This window comes from Larsenimonas rhizosphaerae (assembly GCF_023700005.1).
GTDB classification, from domain to species: domain Bacteria; phylum Pseudomonadota; class Gammaproteobacteria; order Pseudomonadales; family Halomonadaceae; genus Larsenimonas; species Larsenimonas rhizosphaerae.
Map to the genome: position 1 here is coordinate 211793 of NZ_JAMLJK010000001.1, position 23612 is coordinate 235404.

At 62.6% G+C, this 23612-nt stretch carries 20 protein-coding genes; 11 read left to right on the forward strand and 9 right to left on the reverse strand.

The window, feature by feature from the left end; genetic code table 11:
- Window positions 1-119 precede the first annotated feature (119 nt).
- Window positions 120-1394, reverse strand: a complete 1275-nt coding sequence (locus tag NAT21_RS00960) for a nitrate- and nitrite sensing domain-containing protein (protein WP_250934975.1) — start codon at window positions 1392-1394, stop codon at window positions 120-122.
- A 205-nt stretch (window positions 1395-1599) separates the two neighbouring features.
- On the opposite strand from NAT21_RS00960, the gene NAT21_RS00965 reads away from it, so the two are divergent.
- The 3 genes from NAT21_RS00965 (at window position 1600) to NAT21_RS00975 (ending at window position 4906) form a co-directional block, all read left to right on the forward strand.
- Complete coding sequence (locus NAT21_RS00965; RefSeq protein ID WP_250934976.1) at window positions 1600-2118, forward strand: GNAT family N-acetyltransferase; 519 nt, start codon at window positions 1600-1602, stop codon at window positions 2116-2118.
- Between the two features lie 115 nt (window positions 2119-2233).
- A complete protein-coding gene (locus tag NAT21_RS00970) occupies window positions 2234-3370 on the forward strand; it encodes an alkene reductase (RefSeq protein ID WP_250934977.1) in 1137 nt (378 codons plus the stop codon).
- A gap of 138 nt (window positions 3371-3508) precedes the next feature.
- A complete protein-coding gene (locus NAT21_RS00975) occupies window positions 3509-4906 on the forward strand; it encodes an NAD(P)/FAD-dependent oxidoreductase (RefSeq protein ID WP_250934978.1) in 1398 nt (465 codons plus the stop codon).
- Window positions 4907-4921: 15 nt separating this feature from the next.
- On the opposite strand, the gene NAT21_RS00980 is transcribed toward NAT21_RS00975, so the two are convergent.
- The 5 genes from NAT21_RS00980 to NAT21_RS01000 all read right to left on the reverse strand — a co-directional run bounded on the left by NAT21_RS00980 (window position 4922) and on the right by NAT21_RS01000 (window position 9479).
- Entirely contained in the window at window positions 4922-5683 is a 762-nt protein-coding gene (locus tag NAT21_RS00980) for a TraX family protein (protein ID WP_250934979.1), read from the reverse strand.
- A 31-nt stretch (window positions 5684-5714) separates the two neighbouring features.
- Window positions 5715-6470, reverse strand: coding sequence for an ABC transporter ATP-binding protein (locus tag NAT21_RS00985; RefSeq protein ID WP_250934980.1), 756 nt, complete (start codon window positions 6468-6470; stop codon window positions 5715-5717).
- Window positions 6464-7531: a FecCD family ABC transporter permease gene (locus tag NAT21_RS00990; RefSeq protein WP_250934981.1), complete on the reverse strand. Its 1068-nt coding sequence runs from the start codon at window positions 7529-7531 to the stop codon at window positions 6464-6466. The genes NAT21_RS00985 and NAT21_RS00990 overlap by 7 nt, the downstream gene beginning before the upstream one ends.
- Window positions 7528-8658, reverse strand: coding sequence for an ABC transporter substrate-binding protein (locus NAT21_RS00995; RefSeq protein ID WP_250934982.1), 1131 nt, complete (start codon window positions 8656-8658; stop codon window positions 7528-7530). Before NAT21_RS00995 ends, NAT21_RS00990 begins: the two co-directional genes overlap by 4 nt.
- Window positions 8659-8849: 191 nt before the next feature.
- Window positions 8850-9479: a tellurite resistance TerB family protein gene (locus tag NAT21_RS01000; RefSeq protein WP_250934983.1), complete on the reverse strand. Its 630-nt coding sequence runs from the start codon at window positions 9477-9479 to the stop codon at window positions 8850-8852.
- 156 nt (window positions 9480-9635) lie between these two features.
- On the opposite strand from NAT21_RS01000, the gene NAT21_RS01005 reads away from it, so the two are divergent.
- Window positions 9636-10949 carry a short-chain fatty acid transporter gene (locus NAT21_RS01005; RefSeq protein WP_250934984.1) on the forward strand — a complete coding sequence of 438 codons (1314 nt, stop codon included), beginning with the start codon at window positions 9636-9638 and terminating at the stop codon, window positions 10947-10949.
- A gap of 61 nt (window positions 10950-11010) precedes the next feature.
- Here NAT21_RS01005 and NAT21_RS01010 read toward each other — a convergent pair whose 3' ends face one another.
- Both NAT21_RS01010 and NAT21_RS01015 read right to left on the reverse strand, forming a co-directional pair.
- Window positions 11011-13017, reverse strand: a complete 2007-nt coding sequence (locus NAT21_RS01010; protein WP_250934985.1) for a hypothetical protein — start codon at window positions 13015-13017, stop codon at window positions 11011-11013.
- A gap of 60 nt (window positions 13018-13077) precedes the next feature.
- Window positions 13078-14301: an ATP-grasp domain-containing protein gene (locus NAT21_RS01015; RefSeq protein ID WP_250934986.1), complete on the reverse strand. Its 1224-nt coding sequence runs from the start codon at window positions 14299-14301 to the stop codon at window positions 13078-13080.
- Window positions 14302-14618: 317 nt separating this feature from the next.
- Between NAT21_RS01015 and NAT21_RS01020 the strand changes: the two genes are divergently transcribed.
- The gene (locus NAT21_RS01020; RefSeq protein WP_250934987.1) at window positions 14619-16229 is read left to right on the forward strand and encodes an inorganic phosphate transporter; all 1611 of its coding nucleotides are present in this window, start codon (window positions 14619-14621) and stop codon (window positions 16227-16229) included.
- Here the strand turns inward: NAT21_RS01020 and NAT21_RS01025 are convergent.
- On the reverse strand, window positions 16226-17260 hold the full coding sequence (locus tag NAT21_RS01025) for a LacI family DNA-binding transcriptional regulator (RefSeq protein WP_250934988.1): 1035 nt from the start codon (window positions 17258-17260) through the stop codon (window positions 16226-16228). The two genes, NAT21_RS01020 and NAT21_RS01025, sit on opposite strands and share 4 nt — an antisense overlap.
- A gap of 122 nt (window positions 17261-17382) precedes the next feature.
- Between NAT21_RS01025 and ltnD the strand changes: the two genes are divergently transcribed.
- The 6 genes from ltnD to NAT21_RS01055 all read left to right on the forward strand — a co-directional run bounded on the left by ltnD (window position 17383) and on the right by NAT21_RS01055 (window position 23595).
- Window positions 17383-18330: an L-threonate dehydrogenase gene (gene ltnD / locus NAT21_RS01030; RefSeq protein ID WP_350355145.1), complete on the forward strand. Its 948-nt coding sequence runs from the start codon at window positions 17383-17385 to the stop codon at window positions 18328-18330.
- On the forward strand, window positions 18327-19613 hold the full coding sequence (gene otnK / locus NAT21_RS01035; protein ID WP_250934989.1) for a 3-oxo-tetronate kinase: 1287 nt from the start codon (window positions 18327-18329) through the stop codon (window positions 19611-19613). Before ltnD ends, otnK begins: the two co-directional genes overlap by 4 nt.
- Window positions 19610-20263 (forward strand): 3-oxo-tetronate 4-phosphate decarboxylase, encoded by a 654-nt coding sequence (otnC, locus tag NAT21_RS01040; RefSeq protein ID WP_250934990.1) that lies wholly within the window; start codon window positions 19610-19612, stop codon window positions 20261-20263. Before otnK ends, otnC begins: the two co-directional genes overlap by 4 nt.
- 58 nt (window positions 20264-20321) lie before the next feature.
- A complete protein-coding gene (gene otnI / locus NAT21_RS01045) occupies window positions 20322-21122 on the forward strand; it encodes a 2-oxo-tetronate isomerase (protein WP_407658243.1) in 801 nt (266 codons plus the stop codon).
- A gap of 79 nt (window positions 21123-21201) precedes the next feature.
- Window positions 21202-22176 carry a D-erythronate dehydrogenase gene (gene denD / locus NAT21_RS01050; RefSeq protein WP_250934991.1) on the forward strand — a complete coding sequence of 325 codons (975 nt, stop codon included), beginning with the start codon at window positions 21202-21204 and terminating at the stop codon, window positions 22174-22176.
- Window positions 22177-22215: 39 nt separating this feature from the next.
- Window positions 22216-23595 (forward strand): GntP family permease, encoded by a 1380-nt coding sequence (locus tag NAT21_RS01055; RefSeq protein ID WP_250934992.1) that lies wholly within the window; start codon window positions 22216-22218, stop codon window positions 23593-23595.
- Window positions 23596-23612 lie beyond the last annotated feature (17 nt).

Below are 23612 nucleotides of genomic sequence, written 5' to 3' on the forward strand. Positions count from 1 at the left end.
TCTCAAGGGAAGCCGTTATTTTTCAGGGGGTTGCGTGGTGAGAGGGTGGTGGCGGGCCGTTGTTGTGGGCAGGCGTGGTGCACCCGCGGTGAAGGGCGCACCAGCGCGTGGCGGGGGCTTCAGGGGGCGAGGCGATCAACCATCAGGTCCATGACGGCCCGCGCCACCGCAACCAGCGGCTTGCCCTGATCCATGGCTGTCTTGCGCAGCAACCGATAGGCGGCCTCTTCCGAGAGCGCCTCATGGGCCATCAACAGGCCCTTGGCCCGCTCGATCAGCTTGCGCTCCCGCAGGTGGCGGCGGGTGTGCTCAAGCTCGTCACTGAGTTTTGCCAGGCGGCTGTTCTGGGCCTGCACCAGCCCCACCAGACCGCATCCCAGGTGAAATCCCATGGTGCTGGTCGCCAGAGAGGCAGTGGCTGCATCGCTGTCCATTGACGGCAGCGGTGAGCCGGGCTCCTCCGGAAGGTCATTGAGGTGGGCCGAGGCGTCGAACGGGGTGTCTCGGCACGATTGCAGCTGCTCATGACAGCATTGATGCAGATCGGCCACCAGCTGGTCTTCCACGCGCTTCATGCCATCAATGCGTTGTGTGGCCAGGGCGTACCACTGCTCTCCAGGATCTTCGAGCCCGGCCGGCAGAGGCGTACCGTGGTGCGCCAGCTGGCGAAGCCATTCAAGCGCTTCGTTCATCGGCGGTGAGCCGGCCTGTTGCCAGAGTGCCTGCTGTGCCGGGGTGGCAAATTCGGTAAAGGTCTCCAGGCAGCGCTGCTGTGCGTCGATCAGTTGCGTGAGAGTGTGCTGCAAATCGGCGTCAAAGGTGCCCTGGGTAAACCCGAAGGCGGTGCAGGCACGTTCCTGACCGGCCAGCTCCTTGCCCTGAATGAAATGAAACAGGCTGACCAGCGCACGGGCGATTACCGGGTTATCCGCCGTGTCGGCAGCTTCAAATACCACGGACAGAAGTGTACTGATCAACCGGTTGTAAAGGCGCAGGGTGTCATCAACGGTGACATCCAGTGTGTCGATCCGGGTGCGCAGCCCGGGCAGGGCATTCATTCCCTGCCAGACTGCGGCAGTCCGTCTCATAAGCCCCGGTCCGGCATGCCTGAAGGCGCTGGAGGGAGCATGTTCCGGCAGGGCCCACTGACTCAGGCGTTCATTCAGCAGCTCTCCGGCCTGAACGGATTCCTCGATACGCTGGCGGCGCTGGTGCACAAAGCGCTGGCCGTGGGAGCCCAGATAAATACTCGAAGCCCCTCGCTCGCGTTGAAGGGCGTGCACCAGTCGGCAGGTATCACCGACCAGCAGGCAGGTATCACTCAAGTGAGCCAGTCGTTCCAGCTCGGCGTCGTGGGCGGCTTTCAACAGCCGCTCGATGGGTGCAGTCGTCACGGTCGTATCCTCTGGCCCCGCTCGGAGGAGGTCGTCGATAGCGTTATTGTTGTGTGGTCTGGCTGTCCCTCAAGGGTATACCACATGCCCCCGATCAGGTACGACGAACGTCCAGGGGCATCCATTACGGCGCAGCATTCAGCAGGAGTATCCGTATCCCTGGTGGGTCGGACGATCATGCCGGGCTGAGCTATAGTGATGCGACATGTCCTGCCGGGTAACCGTGATGATTCCTGCCTCCTGTACCACCTTCTATCTGGAGCTGCCTGCTCCGCGAGAAGATCTCGCCCCCGCGCTTCCACCCCGGATGGTGGTTGATGAGGTGACGCCCCCTGACTGGCGGCTGAATCGACGGCTCTATCATCTGGTGGGTGATGACTGGCAGTGGGAAGATCTGGACGAAGCCACCGACGAGGAGTGGCAGAAGCGTATTGCAGACCCGACACTCAGGACCTGGACTGCCACGGTGGGCGATACCCTCGTGGGCTACTTCGAGCTTCACCGGCCGGATCATGTCACTACCGAAATTCGCTATCTGGGGCTGTGCCCGGGCTGGACGGATCAGAAGCTGGGCGGCCCGCTGCTTGGCGAGGCGCTGCGCAAGGCCTGGGGCTGGCCCGGTACACGGCGGGTCTGGGTGCATACCTGTACGCTTGATCATCCGTCGGCGCTTGCCAATTATCAGGCCCGTGGGATGGTGCTCTACCATCAGGTTGAGTGCTGACTACCGGTGCGATAAACAAACTTTATTGTTAACCTGCTAACTATCGTCTAGGCTCTGGGCATCCATGAACAGGGCCGATGATGCCCTGATCACTATTTGCTCAGGGAGAGGCAGTTTGACTTCTATTTTTGCACCGTATGATCTTCAGGACATCCGACTGAACAACCGGGTCGTGATGGCCCCGATGACACGCTCCCGCGCCAGCGAACACGATGTGCCCAACGAGCTGGGCGCGCTGTACTACCGTCAGCGGGCCAGCGCCGGGCTGATCATTTCCGAAGGCAGCCCGATTTCACGCGAGGGGCAGGGGTATCTGTTCAACCCGGGGATCTTCAGCCCTGATCAGATTGCCGGCTGGAAAAAGGCCACCGATGCCGTGCATGAGCGCGGTGGCAAAATCTTCTGCCAGACCTGGCACGTAGGGCGGGTCTCGCATACCTCGATTCAGCAAAACGGTGCGGCTCCGATCAGCAGCACAACCACCCAGGGCGGCATGGCCTTCGGCTACAACGAGGACGGCATGCCGGATATGCTCGCGGCCAGCAAGCCGCGTGCGGCTACGACCGAGGAATGTGGCCGGCTGGTGCGTGACTTTGCCCAGGCCGCCGTCAATGCCCGGCAGGCCGGTTTTGATGGTGTGGAGCTGCACGGGGCCAATGGCTATCTGCTTGAGCAGTTCATCAACGGTGCGCTGAATGACCGGGATGATGCCTATGGTGGCTCGCGGGAAAAACGCTGCCGGCTGCTGCTGGAATCCATCGACGCCTCCGTGGCCCTCATCGGTGCCCATCGGGTCGGTGTGCGGCTGACGCCATATGCGACGCTGTTTGACATGCCGCTGTATGACGATATTGAAGGCACCTATCTCTACCTGGCAGAAGAACTCGGCAAGCGTGGGCTGGCCTATGTGCACCTGATGGACCAGGGCGCTCAGGGTCAGAATCCGCTGCCGCGTGACTTCCTGCGCAGGTTCCGTGAGGCCTATACCGGCACGCTGCTGTTTGCCGGCAACCTCGACAGGGAAGAAGCGCAGCGCCTGGTGGATGAAGGCACCATCGATCTGCCCGTGTTCGGCCGCCCCTTTACCTCCAATCCGGACCTGGTGGAGCGGATGGAAAACGACTGGCCGCTGACGCCCTTTGACCCGGATACCTTTTATGGTGGCGATGCCCGCGGGTACGTTGACTTCCCCACCTATCAGGAAGAGCAGACCCGCAAGGCGCGTGAAAAAATGCTCGCAGACCGTGCCTGATCCTGCACTGACGCACTGACAGTCGCATTCTGCTGACGCCCGGGCCCTGTGCCCGGGCTTTTTGTGTGCAGGGCTATCCCCCGGGGCAGCGTGCTGCGCTATGGTAGGCCTTCTGTTTCTGCTGGAGATGCTGTTCCCATGGCTCACCCCTGTTACTGGCACGATAGCCTTGCGACCCCGCCGGTGGCCTATTCACGGCTTGACGGTGATATCGACGCCGATGTGGTCATTATCGGTGCCGGGTTTACCGGCCTCTGGAGCGCGTATTACCTCGGTAATGCCGACCCTTCGCTGAGGATTGTGGTACTGGAAGCCGAGCAGGTGGGGTATGGGGCCTCGGGGCGCAACGGTGGGTGGCTGGTCGGCAGCATGGCCGGGCTTGATCGCTACATTGACGACTGGCCGCTGGCAAAGCGCCAGACCGTATGTGATCTGCTGTGTCGCAACGTGGATGACATTGGCGCCGTGCTGGAAAGGGAAGGGATAGAGGCCGACTACCACAAGGGAGGAGCGGTCTATGTGGCGGCCCGTTATCCGGCACAGGAGCAGGTGCAGCGGGAATACCTGGCGCACCTGCACCATATCGGCTTTCGTGACGAGGACTGCCGCTGGCTGGACCCTGATGCCATGGATCGTATCGGTCGGTTTCGTGATCAGCGTGGTGGTATCCTGCAGCGTCAGGTCGCGACCTTTCATCCGGTGAAGCTCCTGCACGGCCTGGCCGCCCGGCTGGTGGCGCGCGGTGTGCGCCTTTACGAGCACAGCCCCGTGGAGGAGACGGCGCCGGGGCTTGCCCGCACGCGTCATGGCCGGGTCAGGGCACGTCATGTAGTGACGTCTACGGAGGGCTATACCCGTCATCTGGGGCTGAAGCGCCATATCCTGCCGATCGAGAGCATGCTGATTGCCACCGAACCGCTGTCCTCCATGCAGTGGGACGAGATCGGACTGGCCGGTCGTCAGGCCTTCGGGGATGCCAGTCGACTGGTGACCTATGGCCAGCGCAGCCAGGATGACCGGCTTATTTTCGGGGCACAGGGCTACTACCATTTCGGCGGCCCTGCCCGGGCGGAGTTCGGGATTTCCGCGCGGCATCAACGCATGCGGGAGGGGTTGCTGAACGCCCTGTTTCCCGGCCTTGGCAAGGTCAGTATTACCCATGGCTGGGGCGGGACACTGGGCCTGTCACGCCACTTTCGGCCTCATGCCATTCTGGATGCGGAGACCGGCATGGCCACTGCCGGTGGCTACGCCGGAGAGGGGGCTGCCATGGCTCACCTGATGGGGCAGACGCTGGCGGAACTGATCACCGGGCAGCAGACCGAGCGTACCCGGATGCCCTGGGTGCATGCCAATGCCCGTCCCGCAGAGGTGCTGAAACGCTGGGAGCCGGAACCGCTGCGGTGGGTGTCTGCTCAGGCCGTGGCAGCAAGCTATGGTCTGGAAGAGGCGATGATGCAGCGTGACCTTCATGTGCCGGGGTTGAGTCCTGCGCTCAATGCGGTCAACAACGCCGTATCGCGGATGGTGGAGTAGGCCCTTCAGGCCGGGTCACGGCACTACCACCAGCGCGACGATCAGGCTCAGGTGGCCGGGATACCAGCTGCGCCACAGCCAGCGCGGCAGCGTCGCGCGTGGTGGCAGACGCGGCACGTCATGGCCGCCGCGGGCAGCAATGACCAGCACGCACAGCGTGGTGGCACAGGTAAAAAACAGGGCGGGCGTGCTGTCATTGAGTTGGGTGGCAAGCCAGCATACCGGCAGGCATCCCAGCGCAGCGGTCAGGCGAGGGTAATTGACCAGCAGATACTGCGCCAGCATGAAGGCCGGAATGATCAGCACGCCGTCCCGGCCGTATTCAAGCCGTGGCCCCACGGCGTACCAGAGAAACAGGCCGACTGCGGCCAGCATCACATGCCGAAGCACCGTCGCCGGGTTCCATGCCGCTTCCCGCATCAGGGCACGCGTGGTGCAGGCCAGCATCAGGCCGAGCGCGAGCGTAAAGCACACGTTCAGCACCAGCCCACCGGTCAGCAGCATGAAGGGTAACTGGGCCACCAGGCCGATGATCAGCAGGCGCCTTGTATAGCGCCAGTGGCGGGAGGTGTCATACAGGGCATGCCAGGCCACCATGGCCGCAAACAGCGGAAAGGCGATACGCCCTGCCGTTTCCATGATCCACAGGGCCTGGCCGTGGCCCGCCGGGACCAGCAGGTAGCGGGCAACATGATCCAGCGTCATGGTGATCAGGGCGAGCCATTTGCCCCATTCCGTCCATCCGGAGCAGGGGGGAGCGTGCTGAATATGCGTCATGCGCGGGTGCCGAGTGCAGGTCGTGGCGTTGCTACAGCAGCGGGCCCTTGAGCACGACCTGAGGCTGGCCAAGGGAGTTGCGCTCGACGTGGCCGTCCACACGATAGACCTGTTCCAGCAGGTGCTCGTCAATGATGGTGGCACAGGGACCGAAGCGGTGCATGCGCCCCTGGCTGATGGCCAGGGCCTGGTCACAGTACCCCAGGGCATGGTTCAGGTCATGCAGGGCAATCATCACGATCATCCGGCGCTCGTCGGCCAGTCGGCGTACCAGGCTCAGCACTTCCATCTGGCGGTGCAGGTCGAGGGCGGCGGTCGGCTCATCCATCAGCAGAATGTGCGGGCGCCGGATGAGGCTTTGTGCAATACCGACCAGCTGCCGCTGGCCCCCGCTGAGTTCGGCCAGATACCGGGAGGCGAGGGAGGTAATGCGCAGCGAGTCGAGCAGTTCGTCGATCCGCTCAAGCTCTTCGGCGGTCACCTTCAGTGAGCGTCCCTGCTTGGCAGCCAGGACCACGGATTCAAACACGGTCAGGGCGGCGCTGGCGCTGGTATCCTGAGGCAGGTACACCAGTGCCTGTTCTCCGTCGGGAACGCCTTCGATATGTACCTGGCCTTCTCCGGCTGCCAGCCCGGCAATGCGGCGAAACAGGCTCGACTTGCCGGCGGCGTTGGGGCCGATGACGGCAATGATCGATCCGTCGTGAATCACGGGCGTCGTGATGTCGGTCAGTATCTGAGTACGGCCATAGCGTACGCCGAGGCCTTCAATGGCGAGGCTTACCATGCGTTACGCTTCCTGCTTGCAAAGATCAACGAGAAGAAGAACGGGATACCTACCAGCGCTGTCGCCACGCCGATCGGCAAAATGGCGCCCGGTACCAGCATCTTGCTCAGCACCGAGGTGGCCGAGAGGATGAGTGCGCCGCACAGGATCGAGGCGGGCATGAAGAAGCGTTGATCTTCCCCTACCAGCATTCTGGCGATGTGCGGGCCTACCAGGCCGATAAACCCGATGCTGCCGACGAACGATACCGAAATGGCGGCCAGCAGGCTGACGAGCATCAGAGTGGTCAGGCGCAGGCGCTTGACGTTGACGCCCAGGCTTTCCGCGCGGGCATCTCCCAGTCGCAGGGCCGTCAGGGCCCAGGACTGGCGAATGAACAGGGGCACGGTCAGCACCAGCGCCATGGCCGTTACCGCCACCTTGGTCCAGGTCGCCTTGACCAGGCTGCCCATGGTCCAGAACACCACGGCGGACAGTGCCTGTTCGCTGGCAAGGTACTGAAGCAGGGCCTGCAGGGCATTGAAGGTAAAGACCATGGCAATGCCCAGCAGCACGATCGTCTCGACGGTCACGCCCCGCAACTGGCTGAAAAAGTGAATCACCAGTGCAGCCAGCATGGCCATGACAAAGGCATTGAGCGGAATGATGAAGGCCGTCAGCACCGGCACCAGCGCAATGCCGAATACCAGTGCCAGGGCCGCGCCAAACCCGGCCGCGGCAGAAATGCCCAGGGTAAACGGGCTGGCCAGGGGATTGGCCAGAATCGTCTGCATCTGGGCACCGGCCACCGACAGCGAAGCCCCGACGGTCAGCGCCATCAGCGCGACCGGCATGCGAATCTCCCACAGGATCACGCGCATCTTGGTGTCAGCGTCATCCGGGAACAGCAGAGTGGTGACTACGTCGGACAGCGGGTAGTCATAGGGTCCGGTCGCCAGGTCGACGGCAAAGGATACGACCAGGGCAGCGGCCAGCCCGAGCAGAATAAGCAGGCGGCGGCCGATGCTGGCACGGTAGGAATGACTGCCCCGGTGAACCGTTGGTGCAAGCGTATCGCTCATGCATCCTCATCTTTGTTCAGGGACGTGAAATACCCGGGCGCATACTCGAGGGGCAAAAAGCGGGAGTAAAGCTCGCGCAGGGTGGCGTCAGGATCCACGTCCCTGAAGAGGTCAGGGTGAATCCACTTGGCCAGCTGTTCGATGGCCACAAACTGATAGGGGCTGTTGTAGAACTGGTGCCAGATGGCGTGCACGTTACCCTGTTTCACTGCTTCGGTGTGGGCCAGGGCCGGGCGGGTCAGCAGGTATTCAAGCCGCTTGCGGGCTTCGGCCTGGTCGCTGTTCGGACCGGCAGGAATCCATTTGCCGTCCGGGACATAGCCGCTCCATTCGCCGCCGGTGGCAATATAGACCGACGGGTCGGAGGCGATGACCTGCTCCGGGTTTACCGTGCCGAACGTCCCCGGGATGATGTCGCCTGCGATGTTGTGTCCACCGGCCAGGGTCACCATCTCGCCAAAGTTGGCGTTACCGAACGACATGCAGCATTCCTCGCTGTAGCCGGCGGCGCGCTCGATGAATACTTCCGGTGTGGTCGGGCTGGACTTGGCCAGTCGGTCGGTCACGGCCTTGATATGGGCGTTGCTGAATTCAATGAATTCGTCGGCGCGTTTCGAATGATCCGTCAGGCGGCCCAGCAGGCGCAGGCTGGGGTCGGTGTGCTGCATGGGCTTTTCACGGAAATCGATGTACACCACCGGGATGCCCACGGCGGCCAGCTTCCGGTCAAGCCCGGAGCTTTCCGTAGCTTCACGTGCCTCGATATTCATCACCACGACCTGCGGGTCAAGCGTGATGGCCTGTTCGACATCGAAGGTGCCTTCCTTGAAACCACCGAAGGTCGGAATCTTCGTGATCTCCGGGTAGCGCTTTTTGTAAGCCTCCCAGGAACCCGGGTCGGCCTTGGCGAGGTCATCGCGCCAGCCCACGACCCGCTTGAACGGTGCTTCCCGGTCCAGCATGGCCAGGGCATAGATCATTCGACCCTCACCCAGAATCATCCGTTTTACCGGGACTTCAACGGACACGTCGCGGCCGGCGATATCGTGAACGGTAATGCGTTCCTGCGCGAATGCGGCCGTGGACAGCGCCCACAGCACTAATGCGGTGATGATTCTTGATGTCATGCCCGATACGTCCTGCCTTTTTATGATAGAGCTTATTATTTGGAAGTGTTTGTCACTTGTAAACCGCTATTTGGCGGCGCTCTGTTATCGCTTTGTTGCCGAGCCCGGATCGGCATGAAGCGTGGCAGGGGGCAGTGTCGTGAAAACGCACCGGCCGGCCGGGTGGGCGGTGCGGTTGAGGAGGAAGGCGGCTACTGCGCCTGTGCCTCGCGCTCCAGCGCGGTACATACGCCGGCCTCGAGCCCCAGCGCCCTGCCCAGCTGATCGAGCCATGCCCGTTCCATGTCATTTTGCTCATCAATGATGGCAACGCTTGCCAGGTAGACTTCCCGGGCCGCCTGGGGGGTATCCACATCCCGTGCGATGGCACTGGCATCGAGCCGGCTCGCCATCTGCTGCTCGACCCATGCCTGCAGCTCGTCATCGGCACCCAGCTCGCGCATCTGACCGGCCAGCATGTCCTGTTCCCGCTCATCGATATGCCCGTCGGCTCGTGCCGCGGCAATCATCGCCTTGAGAATGACCCGGCTGCGCTGCTCCCGGGCCTGGGCATCAAGCTGTTCCAGCGGCTCACCTTCACCGGCGGTCGAGCTGCTCTCACTGCGGTGTTTCTGCCAGGCCTGCCAGGCCATTTTGCCAAGGCCTGCCAGGGCTGCGTACTTGATGGAGCTTCGCCCGCGCCGGCCTCCCAGCAGCATGCCCAGCGCGCCGCTGCCCAGAAGCGAGGACACGTTGAAGCCGGAATCGCCGGCGGTGTGTTTTTTGCTCGACGAACGGGCAGCCTGCTTCATCAGCTGGGATAGGATCTTCTGTGCGTTCATGAGCTCTCCTGACGCAATGAATGAAAGTGTCCCCCTCTTTATAGACCCTTCAGGCCATTCGAGGTGGGGCCGTCGCGCTCGACCAAGGTTGAGGAAGGGTTTGCCGCAGGAGTGTGCCAGGGTCAAAAAACCGTTATTCACCCGAGGTGGCTCAAGATGCTCAAGGTTGTCGCTCGTCCCGTGGTGCGGCTTGTAGAGCGCTATCTACCCGATGCCTATATCTTTGTGCTATTGCTGACACTGATAGCGGCCGGCGCCGCCATGCTGGTCGAAGGGCAGTCGCCCATGGCGGTGCTGAGGGTCTGGGGCGGCGGATTCTGGGGGCTGTTGAGCTTTTCTATGCAGATGCTGATGGTGCTGGTCAGCGGTTATCTGCTGGCCAGTTCGCCCCCGGTCCGGCGTGGTCTGACGGCGCTTGCGCGGCTGGCCGGCACGCCCGGGCGGGCCATTCTGATGGTGACGCTGGTGTCACTGATGGCCAGCTGGATCAACTGGGGGTTCGGGCTGGTCATCGGGGCATTGTTCGCCCGCGCGCTGGCCCGGGAAATTCGGGTGGATTACCGCCTGCTGATTGCCAGTGCCTATTCCGGCTTTGTGGTATGGCACGGCGGACTGGCCGGTTCCATTCCACTCACCATCGCCACGCCAGGTCATTTCACGGCTGACCGGATCGGTGTGATTCCAACCAGTGAGACTCTCTTTTCATTTTATAACCTGGCCATTCTGGCGGCACTTTTCGTGATCATGCCGCTGGTCAACCGGGCAATGATGCCGGACGAAAGGGACATCGTGCTGGTCACGCCCGAGCAGCTGGCCGAACCGGAGCCCGTGGCCGGAAAAGACGCTTCGCTGCCTGCCGAGCGCCTTGAAAACAGCCCGTGGCTGTCCTGGCTGGTAGGCATTCCCGGTGTGCTGTATCTGGTGGTGTATTTCATTGTCGATGGCGGCGGGCTGAACCTCAACAGCGTCAACTTCCTGTTTCTTTTTCTGGCGATGGTGCTTCACCGCACGCCCCGCAACCTGCTCAACAGCCTGACCGAGGCCATCAAGGGCGGCGCCGGGATCGTCATCCAGTTTCCGTTCTATGCCGGCATCATGGCCATCATGGTGGAGTCGGGGCTGGCGCAGTCACTTTCGGAACTGTTCGTGTCGATCGCCGATGCCGATACGCTGCCGTTCTGGTCCTTTCTCAGTGCCGGGCTGGTGAACCTTTTCGTGCCATCCGGCGGGGGGCAGTGGGCCGTTCAGGCCCCGGTCATGCTGCCGGCCGCGCAGGCACTCGGGGCTGACGTGGGCCGGGTGGCCATGGGCGTTGCGTGGGGGGATGCGTGGACCAATCTACTGCAGCCCTTCTGGGCACTGCCGGTGCTGGCCATTGCCGGGCTGGGCGCGCGGGATATCATGGGCTTTTGCATGATTCATCTGGTCATTACCGGCGTGGTGATCGGGGCGGGGCTGACCTTTCTCTAGGCGGTGATGTTCACTGATGAGCAGGGCTGCCGCCCCCGGCGAGGAGGGCGGCAGCAGGCCATCAGGCGGGCGGCAGTCTTTCCGCCCCCCAGCTTCGGCGGATATAGCCCATGACATCGTCCAGTTCGGCAGCGGGAATATCGGCCAGCCGGCCCTCTTCCTGCGGATCCTGATGGAAGATATAGAGCCGTGAGGCAAACTGGGCGAAGGGCAGGGAGGCTTCGCCGAAGCGCTCGCCGCAGCCATCGGTGCTGACATCCACGCCATCGCCCCAGTTCTGACCGCTGTCATTGTTGGGATTGAAGAAGTAGATCCGCATGTGATCATCCGGCCCCGGAGCGGCGCGCAGAATGCTGATGGCGTGCCAGCCGATGAAGCGGGCGGCACTGTCGGTCACGGCAATGCCGGCGGGTTGCGGGTGGATCAGGGGCTGGTCGCCGTTATAGTGCGGATGGTAGGCGGCGTAGAAGTGGCGCAGGAAGGTTTCCGGCTCGATCAGCATGCCGGTGGCCACATCCACATTGATGTGAAAGGCGCGTCCGGTCCACCAGCCGTGAAATTCCGGATTGATCCAGCGATGCGGGTCGCCTTCCCGACCGATGCAGCGCCGGCCCATCTCCATGTAGATGCGGTCCAGATGCGGCACCACCAGCAGGGACACCGGATCGAGGTCCAGCGGTAGCGTGGGAGAGAGGCCTTCACCGCTGTCGCAGGATGAAATCGGCTGTCCTTCAAAGTGCATGGTAATGCCGTCATCCCGTGCCGCCCAGGTCACCATCTGCAGCAGATAGTCCGGGTCGCTCCAGCCCCACATGGAAAGCGCCCTGGCGGACTGACAGGTGGGATTATTGCCCTGGCCCACGCCCAGAGGCTGGCCCAGCATGCACAGTACGCCTTCCAGCAGCCGTGCTTCCGGGTCCACCATGTCACCATAGGCGGCCTTGATACGGGCACGCGACCAGTCGCTCAGGGGCAGTCCAAGCTGACGCCACAACGCCGGCGGAATGGGCGGCTGATACAGAATGCCGCGTTCCAGCAGCCGGGCCAGGCCGTACAGGGCCTGATCGGTTTCCGGCTGGGCCACGCGTGCCAGCAGGGCACGGATCAGCGGGTGAAAGCGCAGCAGGCAATCGCGGCCGGTGGCGGACAGCCCGAGCGCCTCGCTGATCAGGTGATCGTGATCCTTCAGCAGATAACGCACCAGTACGGCGTGATAGGCCGAGACCAGCCCGGTATCGTGCATGGCGCGGGCCATGCCGGTGGCCTCCAGCTGAAGGGCGGCGCCATCCATCATGGCCAGCCGTTCTTCGTAGATATCAATGCCCGGATCTTCGCTGCAGGCCTGGGTCGGGCCGAACAGGCTGCTGACCAGCCGTGTTGCTCCCTGCCCGCTGGTGCCCAGATCGATCTCCGGGTCCGCCTGGCACAGGGCGATGCGGGTAATCATCTCGCGGATGGTTTCGGTCTGAATCGGGCGCTGTTTCAGCAGCCGCCAGATTTCATCGATCATGGAATCGATGACGTTTTCAAACCCGATGCGCTCGGACAGGTGAGCCAGCAGCTGACGGGATACCAGTGCCAGTTTGCCTTGGGTTTCCCGTTCGGCTTCGCTGGGCGGGCCAAACAGCATCGACAGGTTCAGCGCCAGTACCTGGGTCAGGTAGGAGCGGGCCTGTTCGGATGACACCTGGGGGTGGGCATAGTCCTCCCGCGCGACGGCCAGCAGGCGCAGCTCGCTGAGAGCCTCGATGACCACGGTCATCGGCTCGGGGCTGGTCAGTGAGTGGCGGGTCAGTGTCGGCAGCAGAATGCCGGGGCGTGCCCAGTCCGAGCCTTCGAAAATGCCGGCTTCTTCCATCGCTCTGGCACGGGCTTCCAGCGTCCCGCAGCCACCGGGCTCCATCAGCACACGGCGTGCAATATCGAATACGCGGCCTGCCCGCCCCACGCGGGAAACGGAGGGCGCGTCGGCCAGCCGGTCAACGGCATCGTCGAGCTGAAGTTCAAGACGGGCGAGCCGTGAAGGCTCGCCCGTTGCGTGTGATTCGCCACTGTCCTTGATCGTCACAGGGCCTCCCTGAGGCGGCACGGCGCAATGCCTGATGCATTGCCCGCGCTATCGCATGTCTTACACATAGAAGTCGAGGTCTTCCTGATGCTTGAGCAGATCCCTGAGGGTATGCGGATCCTCACCGAAGAAGAAGATCAGCCCCCAGTGGGTGCCGAAGGCCGTGCGCTTGGTCACGGTGGCTTCCAGCGGTGCCGTCAGCTCGTGGAAGTCGAAATACGCGTGGTTTTCGGTCTCTTCCGGAATATCAAGCTGGCTGACGACGCGACGCCGCGGATAGACCCCGAAGCAGCCGGCATGGCCCTTCGCATCGACCACTTCCGTCGGGAAGAAGGCGTTGATCTCTTCTTCCGTGGTGTGCGGGTCGAAGACCAGCATGGTGGCCTGATAGGCACTGAAGCCATAGGCGCGTTCGATCAGTTCGAACGCCTTGAAGCCCGGCGGGCGGTAGGCAACCTCACCGAAGTACATGGTGCCGTCACTGGTGACAAAATATTCGGGGTGAATCTGGCCGAACTGAATGTCGAAGGTCTTGATCAGCAGTTCGATCTGCTGCGTGATCTGGGCACGGTATTTCTCAAGCTCCGGCGTGGCGGGCACAAAGACGGAATATCCGAGGGTCACATATTCGGAGATGTTCAAGAACTGGATCTTGCCGTTCCACACCCAGGCTTCGACGGCAAATTCCCAGCCGTCCAGATGGCTTTCCATCAAAAGCGGGTATTCGCTGTCGGGGATGGTGTCGATTTCCTCCGAGGAGCGAATGACCCGATGCCCCAGGCAGCCGGCCTTGTCGAAGGCCTTGAGGTGAATCGGGTCTTCCGGGTCGCCATCAAGCTTGAGCAGGGTCTGGTTGACGCGCTTGAAAAAGCGCAGCACGTCACTTTGCTCGTGGGCTTCTTCAAAAATACCGACCCGAATGCCGCCCAGCTGGGCTCGGCGCTTCATCAGGGCCTTGTCCCGGAACAGCACGGCCTGACCATGCAGGCGCGGATTGCCCATCAGTACGGAGTTGATGGCACCGGCCCATTCAACGGTTTCTTCAAATAACGGAATGGCAGCATCGATGCCCATGTCCTTGAGGGTCTCGGCAATCTCGATGGAGCGGTCGTTCAGGCGCTCGAAGTTCCAGGGCACGTAAGGAATGTTGTGTTCGGTGCAATACTCTTCAGCCCAGGTGGGAGCCACTACCACGTAGCGCCGGTCAAATTTTTCGGCAGCTTCCACGGCACCGAGACTCCAGCCCAGCAGTGCGATATAGCCCTTGTTGGGATCCTTTTCCATGATCCTGTCTCCTGTTTTTTATATGTCATGTGAGTGCGAGATCGTGGGGTCAGTGTAGTTGATTAGAGGTTTTTTGCGGGAAAATCGGCAAATTGGTGCCGTTCAGGCATGAAAAAACAGACATGCGTTCAGCGGCTGATCGGCGTGGCGAGCGGCCCGGCAGCGAGGTGGCGCAAGGTTCGTCACGGCCTGGTTTCATGTCATTGTCAGCGGGTCATCCCCCTGTCATGACGGCTTTCTAGACTTGCGGTGACCTGGGTGGAATGGCCTTACATGCCCTGGTCTGATACCTGTCACGGGCACTGCCGGAGAGCACCATGAGCAGCGACGCTTCAGAAACCGGCGGACACGCCACGCTGGATACCTTCAGGCACTCGCCTCGGCTGAGTCTTTTCTTTATCGGGCTGCTGCTGGCCTTTACCGGCTACTTCGTGGCCTGGGGCAGTGGCTACATCCAGAGTCAGCATACGCTGCTGTTTTTCTTGACCACGCTCTTTGGCGTGTTCATGGCGTTCAACATTGGCGGCAATGACGTGGCCAACTCGTTTGGTACCAGCGTTGGCGCCGGCACACTGACGGTGCATCAGGCGCTGCTGGTCGCGGCCATTTTTGAAGTCAGTGGGGCCGTGATCGCCGGAGGAGAGGTGACCTCGACCATTCGCGGCGGCATCGTTGATCTTGATGGCATGGCGATCCGGCCGCTGGAGTTCGTGTTCATCATGATGTCATCACTGATTGCCGCGGCACTGTGGCTGCTGTTTGCCTCCCACAGAGGGTACCCGGTGTCCACTACCCACTCGATTGTCGGGGCCATCATCGGCGGGTCTGTCACGCTGGGAGTGTTGAAGCACGGCGGACTTGCCGCCCTTGATCTGGTGCAGTGGCGCGAAGTGGGCATGATCGCCATTTCCTGGGTGCTCTCGCCGGCACTGGGGGGCATTGTCGCTTACGTGCTGTACTCGCTGATCAAGCGCCATATCCTTGCCTACAACGACAGGGCGCAATCCCGGCTGGAAACCATTCGCGAGGAAAAGCGTGCCCACAAGCGGCGTCACAGGGAGGCCGTCGAGCGGCTGTCGGAAGTGCAGCAGATGGCCTACACCCAGGCCATGGCGCGGGACATGCAGGCCATCAGTGACAGGGATTTCAGCATCGACGATCTGGAATCGGAGTACTACCGCAAGCTCTACACCATCAATCGAAAGCGCGAGGATGTGCATGCCCACCGGGCACTGGAACACTGGGTACCGGTCATCGCAGCCCTGGGGGCGATCATTCTGACGGCCATGCTGCTGTTCAAGGGCTTCAGCCACCTGGCTCTGGGGGTCGATACCCTGGGCAGTTATCTGATCATGGGCATGGTGGGCGCTCTGGTCTGGATGGCGACGTTCATCTTTGCCAAAACCCTCAAGAGCGAGACCCTGGGACGCTCGACATTTCTGATGTTCAGCTGGATGCAGGTCTTTACGGCGGCCGGGTTTGCCTTCAGTCACGGCTCCAATGACATTGCCAATGCGATTGGCCCCTTTGCCGCGGTTCTGGATGTGCTGCGCACCGGGGCCATCGGCGAGGAGGCCAGTATTCCGCCGCTGGCGATGCTGACCTTCGGCGTGGCGCTGATTGCCGGGCTCTGGTTCATTGGCCGGGAAGTCATTCAGACCGTCGGGCACCATCTGACCAGAATGCACCCGGCCTCCGGGTTCTCCGCCGAACTGGCTGCCTCTGCCGTCGTGATGCTGGCCACCACCTTCGGCCTGCCGGTATCCAGCACCCATATCCTGATTGGCGCCGTGCTTGGCATCGGCATGGTCAATCGCCAGACCAACTGGTCCCTGATGCGCCCGATTGCGCTGGCGTGGGTCATTACCCTGCCTGCTGCCGCCGTGCTGGCTGCCGGCGCGTTCATGGTCCTGAATGGGGTGTTCTAGGCGCTTTCGCCTTCGTGCAGGGTGAAGCCGACATTGATGCTCAGTTCGCCCAGCGGCTCCCCCCTGATGCGTCGCAGCAGCTGTTCGGCAGCCCGTTGCCCGATCAACTCCCGGGGAGAGACAATCGTGGTCAGGCGTGGCGTCATGTGCCGGCCGATCGGCAGGCCGTTGAAGCCTGCTATGGCGATATCCTCCGGAATACGGATGCCATCGCGCATGGCCGCGAGAAGGGCACCGCAGGCCATGTCATCGTTGGCAAAATGAATGGCATCGCATGTCGGTGAATGCGTCCGAATGTGCATGAGTGCCTCGGCCCCGCTGTCCATCTGCTGTCGGCTCGGCAGGTCAAGCAGCGGTGCCGGCAGCCCGGCGGCCTCAAGCGCCTGGCGGTGTCCTTCAAAGCGCTCTCCGGCGCGATAGTCCCGCTCGAGCTCTGCCCCCGCGTAGTGGATATGCCGATAGCCCCGGTTCAGCAGGTGGGTGGCCATGGCGTGGCCGGCGGCGCGGTGATCAAGGCCGACGTTCATGTCCAGACCGTCGCCGTATTCCATGATTTCGACCACCGGCTGGTTCCAGTTCTCCAGCAGCTGGCGGGTCTCGTCACTGTGACGCAGCCCGGCGATGATCAGCCCCGAGGCAGACCAGCCCAGAAAGGTGCGTACCAGTTGCGCTTCCCGGTCCAGGTCGTAATCGGTCTTGCCCAGCAGCAGTTGATAGCCGGCGGCTTCCAGGCGCTGCTGCAGCCCTCGAATCACCTCGATGAACACCACGTTCGCCAGCGACGGCACGATGACCGGGATCACCCGAGTCGTGGCCGAGGCCAGGCTGCCGGCAATCATGTTGCGGACATAGCCGACCTGGTTGACCGCGGCTTCAACCTTCAGGCGGGTAGCGTCACGTAGTGCCTCCGGGTCGTTGAAGTAACGCGACACCGTGATCGGTGCGACGCCGGCTTCCCGGGCCACATCGGTCAGTGTGGGCTGCATGGCTCCCTTGCGGGAGCGTTTCTCGTGGGCGTCATCCCTGGACATTGGTCGCGTTTTCCTTGTTCGCACTTGCGCAGGGCTCGAGACTAAAGCACCCTTTTTGGTAGCGCTACCATTTACACAATCATTAGCCGGCAAGACCGGTTATTGCCTACGGGAGAATCACTGTGTCTACCCCCTCGAATGCTGTATCCCCTGACATCGGTGTAGTTGGTCTGGGTGCCATGGGAATGGGCACGGCCTGTTCCCTGCTGCGTCAGGGCCTGTCGGTCATCGGCTGCGATATCTCACCGACTGCCCGTGCCGCCTTTGAGGACGCCGGCGGCCGAAGTGCCGAGACCCCGGCCGCGCTGGCAGGCTGCAGCGTCGTGCTGCTGGTGGTCGTGAATGCCGATCAGGTCGAGCAGGTGCTGTTCGGGGCCGAGGGGCAGGGTGGCCTGGCCGCAGCGATGTCGCCCGGCAGTGTGGTAATGCAGTGTGCCACGGTTGCGCCAAGCTACGCCGTGGCCCTCGGTGAGCGCCTGGCGGCCCTGGGGCTTGTCATGCTGGATGCACCGATCAGCGGCGGGGCCGCGAAGGCCTGCACCGGCGAGCTGTCGGTCATGTCTTCCGGGACTGCCGAGGCCTATGAAAAAACGGACGCCGTGCTGTCGGCCATGGCGGCGAAGGTCTATCGGCTGGGCGAGCAGCCCGGCGCGGGGTCCAGCGTCAAACTGGTCAATCAGCATCTGGCTGGTGTGCATATTGCCGCGGCGGCAGAAGCCATGGCCCTGGGGGCGAGCATGGGCCTCGACCTTGAGGTGCTGTACGACGTCATTACCCATTCGGCGGGCAATTCCTGGATGTTTGAAAACCGGGTGCCACACATTCTGAAGGGCGATTACACCCCGTTGTCGGCCGTGGATATCTTCGTCAAGGATTTGAACATCGTGCACGCTACCGGCCGGGAGCTGAAACTGCCCATGCCAGTGGCCGGCAGCGCACTGCAGCAGTTCACCGCTGCCAGCGGCGCAGGCCTTGGACGTGAAGACGATTCGGCGGTGGTGAAGGTCTATCAGCGGTTGCGTCATTTCGATTTGCCGGCGGCCAATGATGCCGAGGAGCGTCCGTCATGAGTCTGGTGCTCGGGGGGATTGCCGACGATTTCACCGGCGCCACGGATCTGGCCAACAACCTGGTGCGCGGCGGCATGCGCACGGTGCAGGTCATTGGGGTGCCGGAGGATGATCAGGTGCTGGAGGACGCCGATGCCGTGATCATTGCGCTCAAGTCGCGCAGCACTCCGGTAGAGGAGGCCGTTCGTGACAGTCTGGCGGCGCTGGCCTGGTTGCAGGCACGTGGCGCCCGTCAGATTTTCTTCAAGTACTGCTCGACATTTGATTCCACGCCGCGGGGCAACATCGGCCCTGTTGCCGAGGCGCTGATGGCGGCTCTTGATACGCCCCAGACCGTCATGGTCCCGGCCTTTCCGGTCAACGGGCGCAGCGTATATCAGGGGCATCTGTTTGTCGGAGACCGACTGCTCAACGACAGCGGCATGGAGCAGCATCCACTGACGCCGATGACGGATGCCGATCTGGTGCGGGTACTGGGCGCGCAGACGGACAGGCCTGTCGGCCTTCTCGCTCATGCCACCCTGGCCGGTGGCGCAGACAGGGCCATCGAGCGGCTGGCCTCATTGCGGGAGGCCGGCACGGCCCACGTGATATGCGACAGCGTGGACGAGCAGGACCTGGCCGTGCTGGCCGAGGTCACGGCGGATCTGCCACTGGTGACCGGCGGTTCCGGTCTGGCTCAGGCACTGCCTGAGGCCTACCGCGCCCGGGGCTGGCTGGCACCACACGGTGATGCTGCAGCGCTGGCACCCTCATCCGGAGGATGTGCGGTGCTGTCCGGCAGTTGTTCGCGCATGACGCTTGCACAGATTGAGGCGTTCAAGGCCCGCCATCCCGGTCTGGCGCTGGACCCGCTCAGGTTGAGCGAGGGAGATGCCCATCGGGACGAGGCTCTGCAGTTTGCCCGGCAGTGCATGGCCCGTGACCCACAGGCGCCTTTCCTGATCCATGCCTCCGCTGACAGTGAGGCCGTGCGTGCCGTGCAGGATCGGCTCGGCACCGAACGGGCCGGCGCCCTGGTCGAGGAGACGCTGGCCTGGCTGGCTCGCACCCTGGTGGACGAGGGTATCGGCCGTCTGATCGTGGCCGGGGGCGAAACCTCCGGGGCCGTGGTATCAGCCCTGTCGATCACCACGCTGCGGATCGGGCCACAGATTGATCCGGGCGTACCCTGGACCCAGGCGAGCCTGCCTGGCCGCGAGACCGTGCTGTCCCTTGCCCTCAAGTCCGGCAATTTCGGCGGCACTGATTTCCTTACCCGTGCATTCGAGGTATTGCCATGAGCCAGTCACCTCACGAGATCAATCGTCTGCGCGAGCAGATTGCCCTGCACGGCAAGTCGCTTTTTGACCGCGGGCTGACCATGGGGTCCAGCGGCAATATCAGTCAGCGCCTGGAGGACGGAGGGTGCCTGATGACGCCCACCAATGCCTGCCTGGGCCGGCTCGATCCGGCGCGGATTACCCGGCTGGACGCCCAGGGCAGGGTACTGGACGGCGATGCACCGACCAAGGAGCACTTCCTGCATCGGGCCATGCTGGAAGAGCGGCCGAGTGCCGGCGCGATCGTGCATCTTCATTCAACCCATTCGGTGGCGGTGTCCTGTCTGCCGGACATCAACCCCTGTGACTGCATTCCGCCGCTGACAGCCTATTACGTGATGCGGGTCGGCACCCTGCCGCTGGTGCCTTACCACGTGCCGGGCGACGAGCGGCTGGGGGACGCCGTACGGGGGCTGGCCGGTCAGCACAGTGCCGTGCTGCTGGCCAACCACGGCCCGGTGGTGGCCGGCAAGAACCTTGATGCGGCGGTGTATGCCACCGAGGAACTGGAAGAGACCGCCAAACTGTTTTTGCTGCTCAGAGGCACCAACCCTCGCGGGCTGACCCCTGAGCAGGTGGATGAGCTCAATGCGCGTTACCCGCGTGACTGATGATACCTGCGGGGCCTCCATGCCTCGCGTTACCGGACTTGAAGCACAGGATATGCCCATGACCACGAAGCTGGCCGCCAATCTCAGCATGATGTTTGTCGAACACGCCTTCCCGGCCCGATTTGCCGCGGCGGCGGAGGCCGGATTTCGCGGCGTCGAGTACCTGTTTCCCTACGCGTATGCCCCGGAAGAGATCAAGGGCTGGCTGAGTGAGAACCGGCTTGAGCAGGTGCTGTTCAACCTGCCGCCGGGGGACTGGGACGCCGGAGAGCGAGGGCTTGCTTCCCTGCCCGGTCGCGAGGAGGACTTTCGTGCCAGCGTGGCCGAGGCCATACGCTACGCCGAGGTGCTTGATTGCCCGCGGGTGCATGCGATGGCCGGGCTGGTACCGGAAGGTGCGGACGAAGCCACCTGGCAGGAACATACCGAGACCTACATCGCCAACCTGCGCTTTGCCGCCGGCGAGCTGGCCCGGGCAGGCAAGACCCTGTTGATCGAACCCATCAACCTGCGGGACATGCCGGGCTTTTACCTGAACCGTCAGGCTCAGGCCCGCGACATCGTACAGCGGGTAGGGGCGAGCAACCTCAAGGTGCAGTTCGACATGTACCACTGCCAGATCGTTGAGGGGGATGTGACTCGACGACTGGAAGCGCAGTTCGACGCCGTCGGACATGTGCAGATCGCAGGTGTTCCCGACCGGCACGAGCCGGATCGCGGGGAGCTGCACTATCCGGCCCTGCTGGAGCGGCTTGAGACGCTTGGCTACACGGGCTGGGTGGGCTGTGAATATAAACCGCGCGGTAATACCCGCGCCGGACTTGGCTGGGGCCGCCCGTACGGGCTGACCACCGGCTGAGCCACTGCTTTTTTTCCCGTCATGGCATCCACGCACTACAACAACATTCGACAACCTTTGCTTTATCAAGGAGTTGGCCATGCATGTCATGATCACCGGCGCGGCAGGATTTCTGGGGCAGCGCCTTGTTCATCAATTGATCGAGCGCGGCGCGCTGAAGGGGCAGGCCCTTACCCGCCTGACCCTGCTTGATCACGTAAAAACAGCGCCCCCGGACACTGACGTGCCGGTAGATATTCATACCGGCGACCTGGCCGACCCGGCCGTCATTCAGGCCTGCCTTGCCGGTCGCCCGGCGGTGATCTATCACCTGGCGGCCGTAGTGAGTTCGGCTGCCGAGGCGGACCTGGCACTGGGAATGCAGGTCAATTTCGATGCGACGCGCCAGTTGCTGGAAGGCTGTGCGGCGTTGTCCCTGTCGGACACGCGACTGATCATGGCCGGATCGGTCGCGGCCTATGGTGGCGCCCTGCCGGATACGGTGACCGACATGACGGCACTGGTACCGCAGAATTCCTACGGTACCCAGAAGGCGATGGCTGAACTGCTGATCAATGACTACAGCCGCAGGGGATTGATCGACGGGCTGGTACTGCGGTTGCCCACCATTATCGTGCGTTCTGGCCGGCCGAATGCTGCCGCATCCAGTTTTGCCTCTTCGCTGCTGCGGGAGCCGTTCAAGGGCGAGGTGGCGGTATGCCCGGTGCCCGAGTCGCTTGAGATGTTTGTCATGTCGCCGGGCTGTGTTGTGGCGGCGTTGCTGCATGGTGCGGACGTGCCGGCCTCAGCGCTTTCTCATTCCCGCGGGTTCATGCTGCCTGGCATCACCATCAGTGTGGCGCAGATGCTTGACACGCTGGAGGCGCTGGGCGGGCCCGAGGCGAGCGCTCTGGTGCGTCATGAACCGGACCCCCGCATCGAGGCCATTGTCGGCAGCTGGCCGGCCCGGTTTTCTACCGACCGCGCACGTGCGCTGGGGTTTGCCGGTGATACCGACCTGACCGCCATCGTGCAGGCCTTTCTGACCGACGACGCCACCGTGGCGTCTGCCTGAGTGTATCCCTAACTACAGCCCTGACAGGGGAGTGTCATCATGATTGAGTCTACCGCCGCAGGACCTCAGGTCATCATCGGTCTGGGGATTGCGATTTTTGTAATGATTTTTCTGGTATTGAAGACCCGGGTGCATGCGTTGCTGGCATTGATCATTGCCGCTTCGCTGGCCGGTATCATCGGGGGCATGCCTCCCAATGAGGTGGTGTCGACCATTACGACCGGCTTTGGCAAGACGCTTTCGACCATCGGGCTGGTCATCGGCTTCGGGGTCATGATGGGGCGGATACTGGAAGTCTCCGGTGCCGGCCAGCGGATGGCCTATGCGATTTTAAGGCTGCTGGGAAAGAACAAGGAAGAAGGGGCCATGGCACTGACCGGCTATATTGTCTCGATTCCAATCTTCTGCGACTCGGCCTTTGTCATCCTGCATCCGCTGGTACGGGCGCTGGCGCGCAACAGTGGCAAATCCGTCATCGGGCTGGGGATTGCGCTGGCCTCCGGGCTTTCCGTGACCCACAGTGCCGTGCCTCCTACCCCCGGCCCGCTGGGTGTGGCAGGTATCTTCGGCGTTGATATCGGTCTGATGATTGCCTGGGGTGTCGTGATCACGGCGCCGGCGTTACTGGCGATGGTGATTTATGCCCACATCATGGGGCCGAAGATCGAGGCCATGCTGGCGCGTCAGCCCGGCGGGTTTGATCCGGAGGGGCATCAGGACGCCCTGACCATGAAGGAAGAATCCGAGCTGCCTGCGCTGTGGCTGTCCTGCCTGCCCATCGGTCTGCCGATCCTTCTGATCTTCCTCAATACCCTGACGGCTGCGCTGGCCGGCAAGGAATCCACGAACCTGCTGGTGCAGCTGGTGGGCTTTTTCGGTAACCCGGTCATCGCGGTGGGCATCGGTGTCCTGATCGCGGTGTATGGCCTGATGCCGAAAACACCAAAGGATGAAGTGTTTCAGCATCTGGAAAAAGGGGTGGAAACCGCTGGTATCATCCTGCTGGTGACCGGTGCCGGGGGGGCACTGGGTGCAGTGCTGCGGGCCAGTGGTGCCGGAGACTATATCGGCGAGTATGTGGCGTCGATGGGCATACAGCCCCTGCTGATCCCGTTCATCATTGCCACACTGGTGCGCTTCATTCAGGGCAGTGGCACGGTCTCCATGATTACCGGTGCCTCGATTTCGGCCCCGATTCTGGCCAACATGCCGGAGGTCAACATGGTGCTGGCTGCACAGGCGGCCTGTATCGGCGGGATCTTCTTCAGCTACTTCAACGACAGTTACTTCTGGGTGGTCAACCGTCTGCTGGGCGTGAAAAGTACTCGCCACCAGCTGCTGGTGCTGTCGGTGCCCACCACGATCGGCTGGGCGGTATCGCTGGTCATGCTGCTGACGGCCAATGCCGTGATGAGCTGAGGTATATCATCGGTATC

Bases quoted from the DNA above. Each gene is read 5' to 3' on its own strand.
- NAT21_RS00990 (WP_250934981.1), bottom strand. From the start codon at position 7,531: ATGAGCGATACGCTTGCACCAACGGTTCACCGGGGCAGTCATTCCTAC.
- NAT21_RS01020 (WP_250934987.1), top strand. From the start codon at position 14,619: ATGAGCAGCGACGCTTCAGAAACCGGCGGACACGCCACGCTGGATACC.
- NAT21_RS00985 (WP_250934980.1), bottom strand. From the start codon at position 6,470: ATGGTAAGCCTCGCCATTGAAGGCCTCGGCGTACGCTATGGCCGTACT.
- otnI (WP_407658243.1), top strand. From the start codon at position 20,322: ATGACCACGAAGCTGGCCGCCAATCTCAGCATGATGTTTGTCGAACAC.
- otnC (WP_250934990.1), top strand. From the start codon at position 19,610: ATGAGCCAGTCACCTCACGAGATCAATCGTCTGCGCGAGCAGATTGCC.
- NAT21_RS01005 (WP_250934984.1), top strand. From the start codon at position 9,636: ATGCTCAAGGTTGTCGCTCGTCCCGTGGTGCGGCTTGTAGAGCGCTAT.
- NAT21_RS00980 (WP_250934979.1), bottom strand. From the start codon at position 5,683: ATGACGCATATTCAGCACGCTCCCCCCTGCTCCGGATGGACGGAATGG.
- NAT21_RS01055 (WP_250934992.1), top strand. From the start codon at position 22,216: ATGATTGAGTCTACCGCCGCAGGACCTCAGGTCATCATCGGTCTGGGG.
- denD (WP_250934991.1), top strand. From the start codon at position 21,202: ATGCATGTCATGATCACCGGCGCGGCAGGATTTCTGGGGCAGCGCCTT.
- NAT21_RS00965 (WP_250934976.1), top strand. From the start codon at position 1,600: ATGTCCTGCCGGGTAACCGTGATGATTCCTGCCTCCTGTACCACCTTC.
- NAT21_RS01000 (WP_250934983.1), bottom strand. From the start codon at position 9,479: ATGAACGCACAGAAGATCCTATCCCAGCTGATGAAGCAGGCTGCCCGT.
- NAT21_RS01015 (WP_250934986.1), bottom strand. From the start codon at position 14,301: ATGGAAAAGGATCCCAACAAGGGCTATATCGCACTGCTGGGCTGGAGT.
- NAT21_RS00995 (WP_250934982.1), bottom strand. From the start codon at position 8,658: ATGACATCAAGAATCATCACCGCATTAGTGCTGTGGGCGCTGTCCACG.
- NAT21_RS01025 (WP_250934988.1), bottom strand. From the start codon at position 17,260: ATGTCCAGGGATGACGCCCACGAGAAACGCTCCCGCAAGGGAGCCATG.
- otnK (WP_250934989.1), top strand. From the start codon at position 18,327: ATGAGTCTGGTGCTCGGGGGGATTGCCGACGATTTCACCGGCGCCACG.
- NAT21_RS00975 (WP_250934978.1), top strand. From the start codon at position 3,509: ATGGCTCACCCCTGTTACTGGCACGATAGCCTTGCGACCCCGCCGGTG.